The sequence below is a fragment of the Herbaspirillum aquaticum genome, assembly GCF_002213425.1.
Lineage (GTDB): Bacteria > Pseudomonadota > Gammaproteobacteria > Burkholderiales > Burkholderiaceae_D > Herbaspirillum > Herbaspirillum aquaticum.
In genome coordinates this window covers 24,492-39,560 of sequence record NZ_NJGV01000015.1, presented here as the reverse complement: position 1 = coordinate 39,560, position 15,069 = coordinate 24,492, and the positions used below count along the sequence as shown (strand labels likewise).

Genomic DNA, 15,069 nt, shown 5'->3' with positions numbered 1-15,069 from the left:
TTGGAAATGACGGCAATGTTTTGGGGAAACTACAAACTATTTTGATGCACGTGAAGTCTTTGCACCCATGTGGCCGCCCAATGAACAACGGGAGCCGCAGCTCCCGTTGTTCATGATGCAGATCGCCTCCTGCGCATGGCAGGCGTGAGCGCTCTTACTTGCCCCAGCTCAGGACCATCGGGTCCAGGCGGCGCGCCACGCGCAGCAGGCCTTCGCGCACCTTGGGATGCATCGGGGCTTGCGGATGGCGCAGCATGTCGGACTTGATCACGCCGCCTTCAAGCATGAGCGCCTTGCACGCCGCCAGGCCGCATTGGCGGTTCTCGTAGTTGATCAGCGGCAGCCACTGCATGTACAGCTCGGCGGCCTTCTCGGTGTCGCCCGCGAAATACGCGTCGACGATCTTGCGGATGCCGTCCGGATAGCCGCCACCGGTCATGGCACCGGTCGCACCGCCATCCAGGTCGGGGATCAGGGTGATGGCTTCTTCGCCATCCCACGGGCCGACCACGGCGTCGCCGCCCAGCTCGATCAGTTCGCGCAGCTTGGAGGCGGCACCGGCGGTCTCGATCTTGAAGTAGGAGACGTTCTCGATCTCCTTGGCCATGCGGGCCAGGAACGGCGCCGACAGGGGCGTACCGGCCACCGGCGCATCCTGGATCATGATGGGGATGTCGATGGCGTCGGAGACGCGGCCAAAGAACTCGTAAATCTGTTTTTCCGACACGCGGAAGGTGGCGCCATGATACGGCGGCATCACCATCACCATGGCCGCACCGGCATCTTGCGCCGCACGGCTGCGCTCGGCACAGATCTGGCTGCCGAAGTGGGTGGTGGTGACGATCACGGGGATGCGGCCGGCCACGTGCTTCAAGACCGTGTCCTGCACCAGCACGCGCTCTTCGTCGGAGAGCACGAACTGCTCCGAGAAGTTGGCCAGGATGCAGATGCCGTTGGAGCCGGCATCGATCATGAAGTCGATGGCGCGCTTCTGGCCTTCCAGGTCCAGCTTGCCGTTTTCGTCAAAGATGGTCGGGGCGACCGGGAATACGCCGCGGTAAATGGGGGTGCTCATGGAGTCTCCGTCTTGGTTGTCGTGGGCCATCACAGCGATGGCGGTGTGCGATGGCGTTGAATATACGTGGGGCCCGATGGACTGTATAGTGAAGACTTTCCATCATGTGATCGCTTTTTGGAATCACCCATGAAACCCGCGCCCAGCCAGCAAAGCCTCCACAGTCTCCTGTCCCGCCTGCGCATGAAGCAGCTGCAGTTGCTCATCGCCCTGGATGATCACCAGTCCCTGCACAAGGCCTCCAGCGCCCTGGCCATGACGCAGTCGGCGGCCAGCAAGTCGCTGGCCGAGCTCGAATCGATGCTGGATGCGCAATTGTTCGAGCGCACCAAATCCGGCCTGATCCCCAACCAGTTCGGCCACTGCGTGATCCGCTACGCGCGGCTGATGGCCACCGATCTCGGGTCGCTCTGCGAAGAAATGGCGCAGATCCGCTCCGGACGCGGCGGACGCCTGGCCATCGGGGCGGTCATGGGGGCCTTGCCGGAGCTGGTGGTGCCGGCCGTGGATGCCTTGCAGCGACGCCATCCCGAGCTTTCCATCGATATCGTGGAAGAGACCAGCGTGCAGCTGCTGAGCCTCCTGGACGAAGGCCATCTCGATTTGCTGGTGGCGCGTGCCAGCGTCTCGGACAATCCTGGCAAGTATCACTACCAGCCCTTGTCGGAAGAGCCGCTCTCGGTGGTGGTCTCGGGCGAACATCCCCGAGTGCGCGGCAAGCAGATGAGCCTGGCGGCGCTGGCAGGCTATCGCTGGGTCACCTATCCCAGCCACATGCCGCTGCATGCGGTGCTGGAGCGCGAGATGGACCTGGCCGGGGTGAGCATGCCCGGCAATGCGATTTCCACCGCCTCCACCTTCGTGACGGTGGCCCTGCTGCAGCAGGGCACTGACATGGTCTCCATCCTGCCCACGGCGGTGGCCGAGATGTTCGTCAAGCGCGGCATGCTGCGCATCCTGCCGGTGACGCTGCGGTCGATGTCGCAGACCATCGGCATCGTTACGCGCAAGGGTGGGCAGTTGTCCAGGGCGGGGGAGGCCTTCGTGGGCTTGCTGCGCCAGGGCGCCAAGGCTGCCTGAACCTGTCCGGGTGCCCGGCCGTCGCTGCACGTAGCGGCCAGGGAGGGGTGGTCTCCATCCGGCCCCGTATTTCTCTGTCCTCTCGCTGAGGCGCAGTGCTTCACCTGCGCCGTCCAGGCGGCCGTTGCCGGCCGCGCTCGTTCGCCCTTGTCCCATGCCCTGTTCGAATACTGCCACGTCGCAAACCGCCGTGCGACGGCAGATGCAGGGCGAGGTGAAAGGATATTCACCTCATCCATGCAAATAATTCGGGTAGCCTGTTCTAGTGTAATGGTATAGTGATTATACCAGTTGGGCTTCTCAGAGTTGATCTGTGTGTTGCCTTCTGGAAAAACAAAGAAATAACAAAGAAGCAACCAAGGCAGCCAGGCGACCGCGAGGCGCACAGCCCCCGCTTTTCCTGGCCTCACCCGCAGAGGTTGTCGTTGAACAGGCACAGCCTCTCAACCCGACAGGAGACAAGACAACAATGGAGACGCCCCAAAGCGCCGTCGAAAGATCGGCCATCCGCAAGGTCGCAATGCGGCTCGTGCCCTTCGTGGGCCTGATGTTTTTCATCAACTTCCTGGATCGCACGGCGATCTCGTTCGCCGGCCCCAATGGCATGAGCCGTGACCTGGCCCTGACCGCCGCCCAGTTCGGGTTTGCGGCCGGGGTCTTCTTCATCGGCTACGTGCTGCTGGAGATCCCCAGCAACCTGGCCCTGCACAAATACGGCGCGCGCCGCTGGCTGGCCCGCATCATGGTGACCTGGGGCATCGTGGCGTTGCTCTTTACCTGGGTCAGCAGCGTGGAGGGCCTGTACGTGCTGCGCTTCCTGCTGGGCGTGGCCGAGGCCGGCTTCTTCCCCGGTGCCATCCTCTACCTGAGCCTGTGGGTCCCTGCACGACACCGCAGCCATATCCTGGCCCTGTTCTACCTGGCCCAGCCGCTGACCATCGTCATCGGGGCACCGGTGGCGGCCCTGCTGATCGAGGCACACGGCCTGTTCGGCCTGGAAGGCTGGCGCGTGATGTTTGCCGGGGTGGCGCTGCCGGCCATCGTGGTGGGCGTGATCGCCTGGTTCTACCTGGCTGACCGCCCGGCCGACGCCAAATGGCTGGAGCCGGCCGAGCGCCAATGGTTGACCGCCGCCCTGCAAGCCGAACAGAGCAGCAAGCGCGTCGAGCACGTGGCCCATGCCGGGGCGGCGCTGATGAATCCGCGCGTGTGGCTGCTGGCACTGGTGTATTTCGGGCTGATCTATGGCCTCTATGCCCTGGCCTTCTTCCTGCCGACCATCATCGGCGGCTTCGAGGCGCAGTTCGGCAGCAAATTCAATGTCTTCCAGAAGGGCCTGATCACGGCCATCCCCTACCTGCCGGCCGCTGTCGCGCTGTTCCTGTGGAGCCGCGACGCCACCCGGCGCGGGGTGCGCAGCTGGCACGTCGGCCTGCCCGCCTTGATGGGCGCCATCAGCATCCCGGCCGCACTCTACATGGAAAGCCCGGCCACGACCGTGCTGGCCATTACCGTGACCGCCTGCGCCATCTTCTCGGCCTTGCCGGCCTTCTGGTCGATTCCGGCGCGCTTCCTCTCGGGGGCAGCTGCGGCGGCGGGCATTGCGCTGATCAACACCGTGGGCAACGCCGCCGGCTTCATGGCGCCCTTCATCACCGGCGCCATCAAGGATGCCACCGGCAACTACCAGGCGCCGATGTTCGTGGTAGGTGCGCTCATGGCGGTATCGGCCCTGGTGATCTTCGCCATCGGTGCCGGGGCAAGGCAAGAGGCCAGCGAGTTGCAGGGACGCGTGATCGCCGAGTGAGATCGGTACGTGGAAACAATCGGCCCGCTCAACGAAGGAGCGGGCCGCCAACGATGACAGGAGAAATGATATGAAGGAAAAAATTGCACTCTTCGGCGCAGGCGGCAAGATGGGCGTGCGCCTGGCGAAGAACCTGAAGAAATCCGACTACCGCGTGGCCCATGTGGAAGTCAGCGCGGCCGGCCAGCAGCGCCTGCGCGATGAAGTCGGCGTGGAGTGCGTCGGCATCGACGCCGCGCTGGACAATGTGGACGTGGTCATCCTGGCCGTGCCCGATACCCTGATCGGCAGGATCGCCGCCGAGATCTCGCCCAAGCTGCGTGCCGGCGTGATGGTGATGACGCTGGACGCCGCCGCGCCCTTCGCCGGCCACCTGCCGGACCGGCCGGACCTGGTCTACTTCGTGGCGCACCCATGCCATCCACCCATCTTCAACGATGAAACCACGGCCGAAGGCCGACGCGATTTCTTCGGCGGTGGTGCGGCCCGGCAATCGATCACCAGCGCCCTGATGCAGGGGCCGGAGTCGGCCTTCGATCTCGGGGAAGACGTGGCCAAGGTCATCTACCAGCCCATCCTGCGCAGCTATCGCCTGACCGTGGAGCAGATGGCCATCCTCGAACCGGGGTTGTCGGAGACGGTCTGCGCCACGCTGCTCTACGCGATGAAGCAGGCCATGGACGAGACCGTGCGCCGCGGTGTGCCGGAAGAGGCGGCACGCGACTTCCTGCTGGGCCACATGAATATCCTGGGCGCGGTGATCTTCAAGGAGATCCCGGGCGCGTTTTCGGATGCCTGCAACAAGGCCATACAGAACGGCTTGCCACGTCTCTTGCGCGATGACTGGCTCAAGGTCTTCGACCACGACGAGATCGCGGAGAGCATCCGCCGCATCACCTGACCGGGAGCGCGCATGGAACGCATCTACGCCAGCTACTGGCTGGAAACGGGTGATGATCCGGCCCGCGCGGCCGAGGTCATCGCCGGCGAACAATCCAGCGGCACCTTCGTGGCCCTGGCCACCGAAACGCCCGCCCTGAAGGAGCGCTCCGGGGCGCGGGTGGAAAAGCTGGAGATCCTCGGCCACAGCACCACGCCCAGCCTGCCGGGCGGCATGCCCGCTGCGCGCTATACGCAATGCCGGCTGGAACTGTCATGGCCCCTGGAAAACACCGGCGCCTCGCTGCCCAACCTGATGTCCACGGTGGCCGGCAACCTGTTCGAATTGCGCCAGGTCTCGGGCCTGCGGCTGACCGGGCTACGCTTGCCGCGCGCCTTCGTGGAGGCCTATCCCGGCCCCGCCTTCGGCATCGCCGGCACCCGCAAGCTGACCGGCGTGACCCACGGCCCGCTGATCGGCACCATCATCAAGCCCAGCATCGGCTTGTCGGTCGAGGAGACGGTTGAGCAGGTGCGTGAACTGGTGGCCGGTGGCATCGACTTCATCAAGGACGATGAATTGCAGGCCGATGGTGGCCGCTGTCCCTTCGATGAACGGGTGCGTGCGGTGATGCGGGTGGTCAACGAGCACGCCGAGCGTACCGGAAAGAAGGTGATGGTGGCCTTCAACCTGACCGGCGACCTCGACCAGATGCGCCGTCGCCACGACCTGGTGCTGGCCGAAGGCGGTACCTGCGTGATGGCGGTCCTGAATTCCATCGGCCTGGTCGGCTTGCAGGAATTGCGTCGCCATGCGCAGTTGCCGATCCACGCGCACCGCGCCGGCTGGGGCTATCTCACGCGCAGCCCGCAACTGGGCTGGGACTACGCGCCCTGGCAGCAGCTGTGGCGACTGGCCGGGGCTGACCACATGCATGTCAATGGCTTGCGCAACAAATTCAGCGAACCGGACGACAGCGTGATCACCGCGGCGCGTTCGGTACTGCAGCCAGTGGTCCCCGGTGTCGAGATGGTCAGTACCATGCCGGTGTTCAGCTCGGGCCAGACCGGGCTGCAGGCCGCTGATACTTACGCGGCCATCGGCTGCGCCGACCTAATCCACACGGCTGGCGGCGGCATCTTCGGCCATCCGCAAGGCGTGGCCGCCGGTGTGCAGGCCCTGCGCGAGGCTTGGGTGGCGGCCATCGAAGGCGTGCCGCTGCAGCAGCATGCGGGCAAGCATCCGGCCCTGCAGGCAGCACTGGAGTTCTGGAAATGAGTCTGCTGACCGATCCTGACGGCCTGCCACCGGGTTTGCTGCTGGCGTATTACGGTGACGACTTCACCGGCTCCACCGATGCCATGGAGGTGATGAGCGCGGCCGGCTTGTCGAGCGTACTGTTTTTGCGTACGCCCGATGCGGCACTGCTGGCGCGGTTCCCCGAGGCGCGCTGCATCGGCATCGCGGGTGCCTCGCGCGGACGTTCGCCACAGTGGATGGATGAACACCTGGGCGCGCCCTTTGCCGCGCTGGCCTCGCTGCGTGCTCCGCTGATGCAGTACAAGGTGTGCTCCACCTTTGACTCTTCGCCCGCCATCGGCTCCATCGGTCGTGCCATCGACCTGGGTGTGCGCCACATGCCCGGCGACTTCTCCCCCATGATCGTGGGGGCGCCACGGCTGAAGCGCTATCAGGTCTTCGGCCATCTCTTTGCGGCCGTCGACGGTGAAGGCTACCGGCTTGATCGCCACCCCACCATGGCCCGTCATCCCGTCACGCCCATGGACGAGTCCGATCTGCGCCGCCACCTGCGGCGCCAGACGGCGCGCCGCATCGAACTGGTAAACATGTTGCAGTTGCGCGAGGGCGCGGAGGCTGCGCATGCCCGCTTGCCATCCTTGCGTGGCAAGGATGTACCGGTGGTGATGATCGACGTGCTCGATGAGGAGACCCTGCGCGAAGCCGGGCGGCTGGTCTGGGAAGGGCGCGGGGCGGGCGTCTTCACGGCCTCTTCATCGGGGTTGCAATATGCGCTCACGGCCTATTGGCGTGCCCGTGGCTGGATCTCGCCCGAGTCCGGGTTGCCGCAGGCTGGCCCGGTGCCGGTGATCGCGGCCGTCAGCGGCAGTTGTTCGCCGGTCACAGCAGGGCAGATCGGCTGGGCGCGCGAGCATGGCTTCGTCTGCTTGCGCATGGACCTGCCGGCGGTCTTGTCCGAGGCCACGCGCGAGACCGAACTGGCGCGGCTGGTCTCGGCCGCCGTGGCGGCACTGCGGGAAGGCCGCAGTCCGTTGGTGTTTTCAGCGGAAGGGCCGGATGACCCGCAGGTGACCGGCTTTGATGCGATGGCCGCTGCTGCCGGGCTGGCGCGCCAGGAGGCAGCGCAGAAGGTAGGCTTGGCACTGGCCGCCACGATGCGCCGGCTGCTCGATGCGAAGCCCTTGCAGCGCATCGCCATTGCCGGCGGCGACAGCTCGGGCGAGGTGGCCAGTGCGCTGGACATTGCGGCGCTGTCGGTCTGCGCCGGGCTGGCACCCGGGGCGCCCTTGTGCCGGGCGTGCTCGGACCATCCGGGGCGTGATGGCCTGCAGCTGGTGCTCAAGGGCGGGCAGGTCGGTGCACGCAGCTTCTTCGGCGATGTACTGGAGGGACGGCGCAGCTGAAACAAGAGGATCGACGGGCGGCCGCAATCACAGTCCTGGCGCGGGATTGTGATAGAGTGCGCGTCCAACGAAACCTACAATTGAGACAGTGCTGCCATGCCGGAACCGATACAGCGACGCAAGCTATACCAGGAAGTCCTGGAGCGCCTGATGGCGCGCATTCATCAAGGGGAATTTCCGCCGGGGTCCCAATTGCCTTCCGAACGCGACCTCATGGACCAGTACGGCGTCGGCCGCCCGGCCGTGCGTGAAGCGCTGCAGGCCATGGAGCGCTCGGGTTTCGTGGAGATTGCCCATGGTGAACGGGCGCGTGTGGTCGACCCCACGGCCGACCGCCTGATCGCCCAGATCGCGGCTGGTGCGCAGCATCTCTTGCGCACCAAGCCGGACATGCTCAGGCATATGAAGGAAGCGCGCGTGTTCCTGGAAACCAGCACCGCCCGCATGGCGGCCGAACGCGCCACCGAAGAGCAGGTCGCACGCCTGCGCGAGGCCATCGCCGCGCACCGCGCTTCGATGGTCAACCTGGAAGAATTCATTGAACGCGACATGGCGTTTCACCGCGAGATCGCCGACGTCAGCGGCAATCCGATCTTTCCCTCGGTGGTGGAATCGATGTTCCGCTGGGCCAGCGAGTTCTACACCACCCTGGTGCGCGCGCCCGGCGCCGAGGAACTGACCCTGGCCGAGCACCAGCGCATCGTCGACGCCATCGCCGCGCATGACGGCGATGCCGCCGCCGAAGCCATGCGCGCGCACCTGATGCGGGCCAATGACCTGTACCGGGAACTGGGCCAGCAGTAAAGCAGCGCAGTGAACAGGCGCTAGCGCAACATGCCGTGCCAGGTCGGCTGTTTTTCTTCGTGATAATAAGGGCGGGTCAGCGGTGCCGACATCACCGCCGCATCGGCCAGCACCGTGACCGTGAACAGGCCGGGCGGACCGTCATAGCGGCGGCAGGCCTGGGCTGAATTGCGGTTGTTGTGCATGTCCACCACCAGCAGGCGTTTCTCCTGTTCGCTCATGCCAGGCAGGGGCGGCGGCGCCATGCGCTTGGGCGGGATCACCAGGGCGTCGCCCGGTTCCACCCACAGGTCGGCCAGGCTGATTTCATTGACGTAAGGACGCCAGCGCGCCACCGTGATCACCAGCGGCTCGGGTCCGCGCGAAAAGAAGATGTGCGCGAAATCGTGATACTCCAGGTCGGTGGCGTTCCAGGTCAGCAGCTCGCGGCTGCGGCCATCGCCCAGGTAGGGCGATTCATAACCGGCCCACTTGCCGTAGGTGTATTCGGCCATGACCAGGCCCTCGTAGGGAAAGTACAGGCACTGGCCGTCGCGCAGCAGGGTCGCGCCGAAAGCCTGGGCGTTCTCCGGGGTCGCGGGCAGCGGCTCGTAGCGCACCTCGGGAACACGGAAATCGAATTCGGTAATCTCGTAAGGGGGCCAGTCCTTGGGCGTGACGGTGCGCTGCCAATGGGCGATGTCGCGGTAGGTCGCACCGCGTTCCAGGTCCGGCGCTTCCGGTGCCAGCGTGATGGGCACGCCGACAGGGGTCTCGATCTGGCTGCCCACGCCCCTGTCATTGAGCATGTAAGGATATTGCTTGGGATCGCGCAAGGGCGTTGACGGCCCATCCTTGATGAAGAGAACGGGATCGAAATCACTCTGGTCTGGCGGCATGGCTTCCCCTGGCGGTGGTGCGTTGGTGCGGTGGCGTGGTGACGATGGCCGTCCGGCCTCCCCCGAGGCGGTGCGGCGAGCGCGATCTTCGCACATTTCCGGCCGTGCCGGCAGTCCCCCGCTCAACGTGCGGGCAAGCGCCGGATGCGATAAACGCAGCGCCTGCCCCCTGCGGGCAGGTGTTCCTCGCGGGTGATGGCGAACTCCTTGCCCAGCACCTCGCCAAAGAGCTGCAACTCCGAACGGCAAAACCCCTGGCAAGTGCTGGCGGCGGCGCAGATGGGGCAGTGGTCTTCGACCAGCAACCAATCCCTTCCATCCTTTTCCACCCTTGCCATGTAGCCCTCGGCGGTGCGCAGCTCGGCCAGTCGCTGCAGGCGCTTGGCGGGCGCCGTGATCCCGTCGCACTGCAGCAGGTAGTCCGCGCGCATGTCCTGCTCGCGCTGGTCGATCAGCTTGTTCAGGCCGGGCTCGCCAAAGAGCTGGCGGATCGAGCCGATCAATTGCACCGTCAGCTGGGCGTGGGTGTCCGGGAAGCGGCGATGGCCGGCACCGGTCAACTCCCAATCCTGGCGCGGCCTTCCGGCTCGCACCGTGGTCTGGACCTGGCGCGGACAGATCAGGCCTTCGGCCGCCAGCTTCTGCAATTGCTGGCGCGCCGCCTCGGGCGTGACCTGCAGCTCGCCTGCCAGTTCGGCGGTGGATGCCGGCCCACGTGTCTTCAGGCGCAGCAGGAGACGTTCGGCCGTGCTGGGGCCGGTGTCGGCAGCAGAGCTTTCTTCGCGCATGTTATTTTCCAAGTGTTTACTTGTTTAATTAAAAAAATGCTCTTACCATCTGGGGTAATTAAGCAAGGAATGGCTTGCATAATATCCCGGTGCCTCGTCCTTGTCGATGCGGTCCCGGGCCACGCATCGTGTTTGCTGCATAAAGAAAGGTTTGTTGCCATGACCCGTTCTTCCACCTCGTCCCTTTCCCCAGGCGCCGCAACGGCTGCGGCCGGCTGGGGTGAACTGCTGGGGCCGCACCGCTGGCGCGCCGTCGCGCTGACCGGCGGGGTCGCCCTGTATGCGATCAACGTGCACATCGTCACCACCATCCTGCCTTCGGTGGTAAGGGATATCGGTGGCCTGGCTTACTACGCCTGGAACGTGACGCTCTTCGTGGCCGCCTCCATCGCCGGTTCTGCCTTGACCGGCAAGCTCATGGGCGCAATCGGCGCACGCGCCACCTATTTGCTGGCACTGGCACTGTTCGGCTGCGGTGCCTTGCTGTGTGGCAGCGCTGCCAGCATGGCATGGATGCTGGCCGGGCGGGCGGTGCAGGGTGTGGGCGGCGGTCTGCTGGCAGCGTTGGCGTATGCCCTGATCCCGCTGGTATTCGAGCCGCGTTTTTGGCCGCGTGCCATCGCGCTGGTGTCCGGCATGTGGGGTGTCTCGACCTTGCTGGGCCCCGCCGTCGGTGGCCTGTTTGCCGCTGGCGGCCATTGGCGGGTGGCGTTCTTTGCCTTGTTGCCCTTGCTGGCCGCACAGGCCTGGCTGGTGTGGCGGCAATTGGGACCGGCGACGGTACGCAGCGTGAGCGGCCCGGCACAGGCCGTACCGCTGGGACGCATCGCCCTGCTGGCCGCATCGGTCTTGCTGGTGGCGCTGGCCGCACAGACCGAAGACGACTGGCTGGCCGCCGCCTGCGTCCTGGCGGGGCTGCTGCTGGCCGGGTGGATGGCCCGCATTGACCTGCGTCATCGTGTGAACCTGTTGCCGCACGCGGCTTACCGGCCGAACACAATCATGGGTGGCGTGATGGCCTGCATCGGCTTGCTGGTCATTGGCACGTGTGTGGAAATCTTCCTGCCGTATTTCCTGCAGAATTTGCATGGCTACGATCCGCTGGGCGCCGGGTATGCGACGGCGGCCATGGCAGCGGGCTGGAGCCTGGGCTCGCTGGGCGGCTCGGGGCTGGGCGGACGGGCGGCATTGCGCATGATCCGTCTCGGGCCTTGGGTGATGACGCTGGGCATGGCCCTGCTGGCGCTGCTGATGCCAGCGCAGTGGCTGCCCGCAGGCCTGCTGGCCGATGGCCTGGTCGTGCTGGCGCTGGCGGCCACGGGCCTGGGCATCGGCATGGGCTGGCCGCATCTGGTGGCACGTGCGCTGCATGCGGCGCAGCCTGGCGAAGAGAACCTGACCTCTTCAGCCATCACGACCGTGCAATTGTTTGCCATGGCGCTGGGGGCGGCACTGGCCGGGCTGGTCGCCAATCAGGCAGGGCTGGGGGAGGGCGGCACGCAGGCGACGGCGCATGCCGCGCGAGTCCTGCTGGCGCTGTTCACGCTGGCGCCGGCATGGGCCATCGTGGTGGCGCGCAGTGTGGCGCGGGACCGGTGAGGCGGGCATGAAGGCTTCAACACCGTTGACCGAAATCGACTACCACCTGCTGGTGGCCGAGTTCGACATGCTGTGGGCGCGGCCACCGGAGGCGGCCCTGCGCGCGCGGATGGATCAGATGATGCGCTTGATCTCGGCGTTCGAAGAGAGCCGGCGGATCGCTTCTTCAGCCTGTGACAGCGCCGCTTCGGGCAGGCGCAGGTGAAGATGGGCCAGGGTGTCGTGGCGGCTGTCCAGCAATTCGTATTTCTGCTGGGCCAGCCAGTGGCGCAGCTGCGGTTCGGCCGAATAGACCACGCCGATCTCGATCTCGGCCTGGGGCACGCGTTCGGTACGCTCGCTGCTCTTGAGTGCGGTGGCAATCGCATCGGTATAGGCGCGCACCAGGCCGCCGGCGCCGAGTTTGACGCCACCGTAGTAACGCACCACCATGGCCAGCACGCCATCGAGTTCGTGATGGCGCAGCACTTCCAGCATCGGGCGTCCGGCCGTCCCTGAGGGTTCGCCGTCATCGGACATGCCGGACTGGCCACCGGCCATCAATGCCCAGCAGACGTGGGTGGCGCTGCGATGGGTGTCGCGCATGCGGGCGATTTCCTGCATGGCAGCCTCGCGGCCGGGGACCGGCATGACGATGCCGATGAAGCGGCTCTTGCGGATCTCCAGTTCGATCTCGGCGCGCTGGGCGATGGTGAAGGTGGCCATGCGGGAGGGCGCTTCAGTCTTGCGGGGCAGTGCCGCCCTTGAGCAGGGCCAGCTCGGCGCGCAGGCCCTGGTTCTCTTCCGACAGGCGGCTCACGCGCGCCTGCAGCGAGGCAATTTCACGGCGCAGGGTGGCGGTGAGTTCGTTTTCCTGGCCGTCCACCAGCGGGATGGCGTTTTCCGTCATCGCCTCATCGGCCTTGGGCGCGCGCGGGGTGCGGGTGGCGGCTTTCTGCTCGCGCACCTTCTTGGCGGCTTCGCGCAATTCCTTCTTGCCCCCGGCCACGGCACTGACCTGCGCCTCGCTGGGCAGGGTCGCCACGGCGGCTGCGGCGTTGATGGAAATGGCACCGCTGCGTACGGCTTCCACCAGTTCAGGGGCGGCAGTCTTGCGGATGCGGTCGATCTGGCCGATGGTGGCACTGCTGATGCCGGCGGCGCGGGCGATGTCTTCGCGGGTCTTGATGCGACCGGTGTTGTCGTCGGCGTGCCAGGGATCGTCGCTGGCCGCAGGCGCATCGCTGGCAGCCATGCCTGCGCCTTCGCTCTCTTCCGTGGCGGTGCTTTTGGCCGGCGTGGCCTCGGCCTTGGTGCGGGCGGCGATGATGTCGCGCTTGCGCAGGGCCAGCATGCCGCGCTGGAAGTCGGAGACGCTGCGGCGGCCGAGCTGGTTGTCGATCATCCAGAGCAGCACGTCTTCCAGCGAGCCGAAGCTGTCGTTCTGGATGGTCTTGAAGGGCAGGTCGTACTTGCTGCAGATTTCGTAACGGTTGTGACCATCGATGAGCACATCGCCCCACAGCACCAGCGCATCGCGGCAGCCTTCGGCCAGGAGGCTGCGTTCCAGCGCCGCGTATTCGTTGGGGGTGAGGGGATCGATGTACTGTTTCAGTTCTTCGTTGATGACGATATTCATGTGCCTGTGCTGCCTGGGATGCCTGTGATGCCTGGATGGGCTGGAGCGGATCGTAAAGCCAGGGGCCGCATTCTACACCACCGCCTCCCGCACCCGCCGGACGGGCAGGGCGCTTGCAGTACAATGTCGGGCTTCGTCACTGCTTTTCCTCGCGTCATGCGCCTCTCCTCTCGCTTGATGGCTGCGGCCATCGCTTCGGTGTTCCTTCTTTCTGCCTGTGGTACCACCTCATTGCTGCCGGGCGGCGCTTCGTCCAAGCCGGTCGAGGCCAGCGCTTCCACGCCTGCCGTCACGCCCATCGCGCCCAGCGCCACGGCCGCGCCCACCCCGCGCAAGATCAAGATCGGCCTGGCATTGGGCGGCGGCGCAGCACGCGGCTTTGCCCACATCGGCGTGATCAAGGCGCTGGAAGCCCAGGGCATCACCGTCGATGTGGTGGCCGGTACCAGTGCCGGCAGCCTGGTCGGGGCGCTTTATGCGGCCGGCAATGATGGCTTCGCGCTGCAGAAGCTGGCGCTGGCCATGGACGAGGCGGCCATCTCGGACTGGTCGGTGCCGCTGTTCTCCAAGGTCAGCGGCGTGCTCAAGGGTGAAGGCGTGCAGAACTACGTCAACAAGGCCGTGCACAACGTCCCCATCGAGAAATTCAAGATTCCCTTCGGGGCGGTGGCCACCGACCTGCGTACCGGCCAGCCCATCCTGTTCCAGCGCGGCAATGCCGGCACGGCCGTACGGGCGTCGTCGGCCGTGCCGGGCGTGTTCCAGTCGGTCAGGATCGGCGACCACACCTATGTGGATGGCGGGCTGGTGTCGCCGGTGCCGGTACGCTTTGCGCGGCAGATGGGGGCGGACTTCGTGATTGCGGTCAACATCTCGGCCAATCCCGAGGCGCAGGCGGCCTCCAGCAGCTCCATCGACGTGCTGCTGCAGACCTTTGCCATCATGGGCCAGACCATCAACCAGTATGAGTTGAAGAATGCTGACATCGTCCTCCAGCCGGGCTTGGGTTCGATGAAGGGTAGCGACTTCGCCAGCCGCAACGTGGCCATCCTGGCCGGCGAACAGGCTGCCACGGCCGCCATGCCGGACATCAAGCGCAAGCTCAAGTTGATGGCGACTGGCGGCAATTGAGGGCTCGGCCGTTGTTGGCCGTGATATGAACGAAAAAAAAGGCCGCTGTCTCCAGCGGCCTTTTGCCATGCGGTCTGCACCGCGATGGTGATCATTTCTGTTCGTCTTCGCCTGCGATGATGCGGCGTGCACCATTGAAGCGCTTCTTCCAGTAGGACTCGTCCATGCTCTCGATACGCACCTGGCCACCGGCCGAGGGGGAGTGGATGAACTTGCCGTCGCCCAGGTAGATGCCCACGTGCGAGAAACCACGGCGCAGGGTGTTGTAGAACACCAGGTCACCCGGCTGCAGGTTATCGCTGCCGATCTTCTCGCCCACGCGGCTGATTTCCAGCGAGGTGCGCGGCAGGTCGGTGCCCCATGCTTCCTTGAAGACGTAGCGCACCAGTCCGCTGCAATCCAGGCCGGTATCGGGCGAATTGCCGCCGTAGCGGTAATTGATGCCCAGCATGGCCAGGGCCTGGGTAGCCAGTTCGGAGGCGCGGTTGGTGATGTCTTGCAGGCGGGCGATCGCGAGATTGGTCTTGCTGATCAGCTGCTGGGCTTGCGGGGAGGTGGCTTGGGGAGGGGGAAGATCCTGCGCTGCCAGGGAAAGGTCAGCGGAATAGGCCGATGCACTGATCCAGATGCCGGCTGCGAGCGCGCACGCACGAGCGGTTTGTCGTCGGATTCGTTCAGATCGGCGTAGGGTCATCGGGATCCTCTCAGAATAGGATTGCGGGACTGTAAGGTAAATCTTACGGCTT

At 65.6% G+C, this 15,069-nt stretch carries 14 protein-coding genes; 8 read left to right on the top strand and 6 right to left on the bottom strand.

Annotated elements, in window-relative coordinates; all coding sequences use genetic code 11:
• Positions 1 to 154: 154 nt before the first annotated feature.
• Positions 155 to 1,075, bottom strand: a complete 921-nt coding sequence (locus CEJ45_RS15750) for a dihydrodipicolinate synthase family protein (RefSeq protein ID WP_088756018.1) — start codon at positions 1,073 to 1,075, stop codon at positions 155 to 157.
• A 129-nt stretch (positions 1,076 to 1,204) separates the two neighbouring features.
• On the opposite strand from CEJ45_RS15750, the gene CEJ45_RS15745 reads away from it, so the two are divergent.
• The 6 genes from CEJ45_RS15745 to CEJ45_RS15720 all read left to right on the top strand — a co-directional run bounded on the left by CEJ45_RS15745 (position 1,205) and on the right by CEJ45_RS15720 (position 8,309).
• Complete coding sequence (locus CEJ45_RS15745) at positions 1,205 to 2,155, top strand: LysR family transcriptional regulator (protein WP_088756017.1); 951 nt, start codon at positions 1,205 to 1,207, stop codon at positions 2,153 to 2,155.
• 469 nt (positions 2,156 to 2,624) lie between these two features.
• A complete protein-coding gene (locus CEJ45_RS15740; protein ID WP_088756016.1) occupies positions 2,625 to 3,962 on the top strand; it encodes an MFS transporter in 1,338 nt (445 codons plus the stop codon).
• 70 nt (positions 3,963 to 4,032) lie between these two features.
• Positions 4,033 to 4,863: a phosphogluconate dehydrogenase C-terminal domain-containing protein gene (locus CEJ45_RS15735; RefSeq protein ID WP_088756015.1), complete on the top strand. Its 831-nt coding sequence runs from the start codon at positions 4,033 to 4,035 to the stop codon at positions 4,861 to 4,863.
• A 12-nt stretch (positions 4,864 to 4,875) separates the two neighbouring features.
• Positions 4,876 to 6,120: a ribulose-bisphosphate carboxylase large subunit family protein gene (locus CEJ45_RS15730; RefSeq protein ID WP_088756014.1), complete on the top strand. Its 1,245-nt coding sequence runs from the start codon at positions 4,876 to 4,878 to the stop codon at positions 6,118 to 6,120.
• Complete coding sequence (oiaK, locus tag CEJ45_RS15725) at positions 6,117 to 7,505, top strand: 3-oxo-isoapionate kinase OiaK (RefSeq protein ID WP_088756013.1); 1,389 nt, start codon at positions 6,117 to 6,119, stop codon at positions 7,503 to 7,505. Before CEJ45_RS15730 ends, oiaK begins: the two co-directional genes overlap by 4 nt.
• A gap of 96 nt (positions 7,506 to 7,601) precedes the next feature.
• On the top strand, positions 7,602 to 8,309 hold the full coding sequence (locus tag CEJ45_RS15720) for a transcriptional regulator NanR (RefSeq protein WP_088756012.1): 708 nt from the start codon (positions 7,602 to 7,604) through the stop codon (positions 8,307 to 8,309).
• 20 nt (positions 8,310 to 8,329) lie between these two features.
• Here the strand turns inward: CEJ45_RS15720 and CEJ45_RS15715 are convergent, their stop codons facing one another.
• Entirely contained in the window at positions 8,330 to 9,187 is an 858-nt protein-coding gene (locus CEJ45_RS15715) for a hypothetical protein (RefSeq protein WP_088756011.1), read from the bottom strand.
• A gap of 122 nt (positions 9,188 to 9,309) precedes the next feature.
• On the bottom strand, positions 9,310 to 9,975 hold the full coding sequence (locus tag CEJ45_RS15710; RefSeq protein ID WP_088756010.1) for a helix-turn-helix transcriptional regulator: 666 nt from the start codon (positions 9,973 to 9,975) through the stop codon (positions 9,310 to 9,312).
• Between the two features lie 159 nt (positions 9,976 to 10,134).
• Between CEJ45_RS15710 and CEJ45_RS15705 the strand changes: the two genes are divergently transcribed.
• Positions 10,135 to 11,574: an MFS transporter gene (locus CEJ45_RS15705; RefSeq protein WP_088756009.1), complete on the top strand. Its 1,440-nt coding sequence runs from the start codon at positions 10,135 to 10,137 to the stop codon at positions 11,572 to 11,574.
• A gap of 114 nt (positions 11,575 to 11,688) precedes the next feature.
• Here CEJ45_RS15705 and CEJ45_RS15695 read toward each other — a convergent pair whose 3' ends face one another.
• Positions 11,689 to 12,279 carry an IMPACT family protein gene (locus tag CEJ45_RS15695; protein WP_088756007.1) on the bottom strand — a complete coding sequence of 197 codons (591 nt, stop codon included), beginning with the start codon at positions 12,277 to 12,279 and terminating at the stop codon, positions 11,689 to 11,691.
• 13 nt (positions 12,280 to 12,292) lie between these two features.
• Entirely contained in the window at positions 12,293 to 13,192 is a 900-nt protein-coding gene (locus tag CEJ45_RS15690) for a ParB N-terminal domain-containing protein (RefSeq protein WP_088756006.1), read from the bottom strand.
• A 156-nt stretch (positions 13,193 to 13,348) separates the two neighbouring features.
• Here CEJ45_RS15690 and CEJ45_RS15685 point away from each other — a divergent pair, with 156 nt between their 5' ends.
• A complete protein-coding gene (locus CEJ45_RS15685) occupies positions 13,349 to 14,323 on the top strand; it encodes a patatin-like phospholipase family protein (protein WP_088756036.1) in 975 nt (324 codons plus the stop codon).
• A gap of 91 nt (positions 14,324 to 14,414) precedes the next feature.
• Here the strand turns inward: CEJ45_RS15685 and CEJ45_RS15680 are convergent, their stop codons facing one another.
• Positions 14,415 to 15,017 carry a C40 family peptidase gene (locus CEJ45_RS15680; RefSeq protein WP_088756005.1) on the bottom strand — a complete coding sequence of 201 codons (603 nt, stop codon included), beginning with the start codon at positions 15,015 to 15,017 and terminating at the stop codon, positions 14,415 to 14,417.
• Between the last annotated feature and the right edge of the window lie 52 nt (positions 15,018 to 15,069).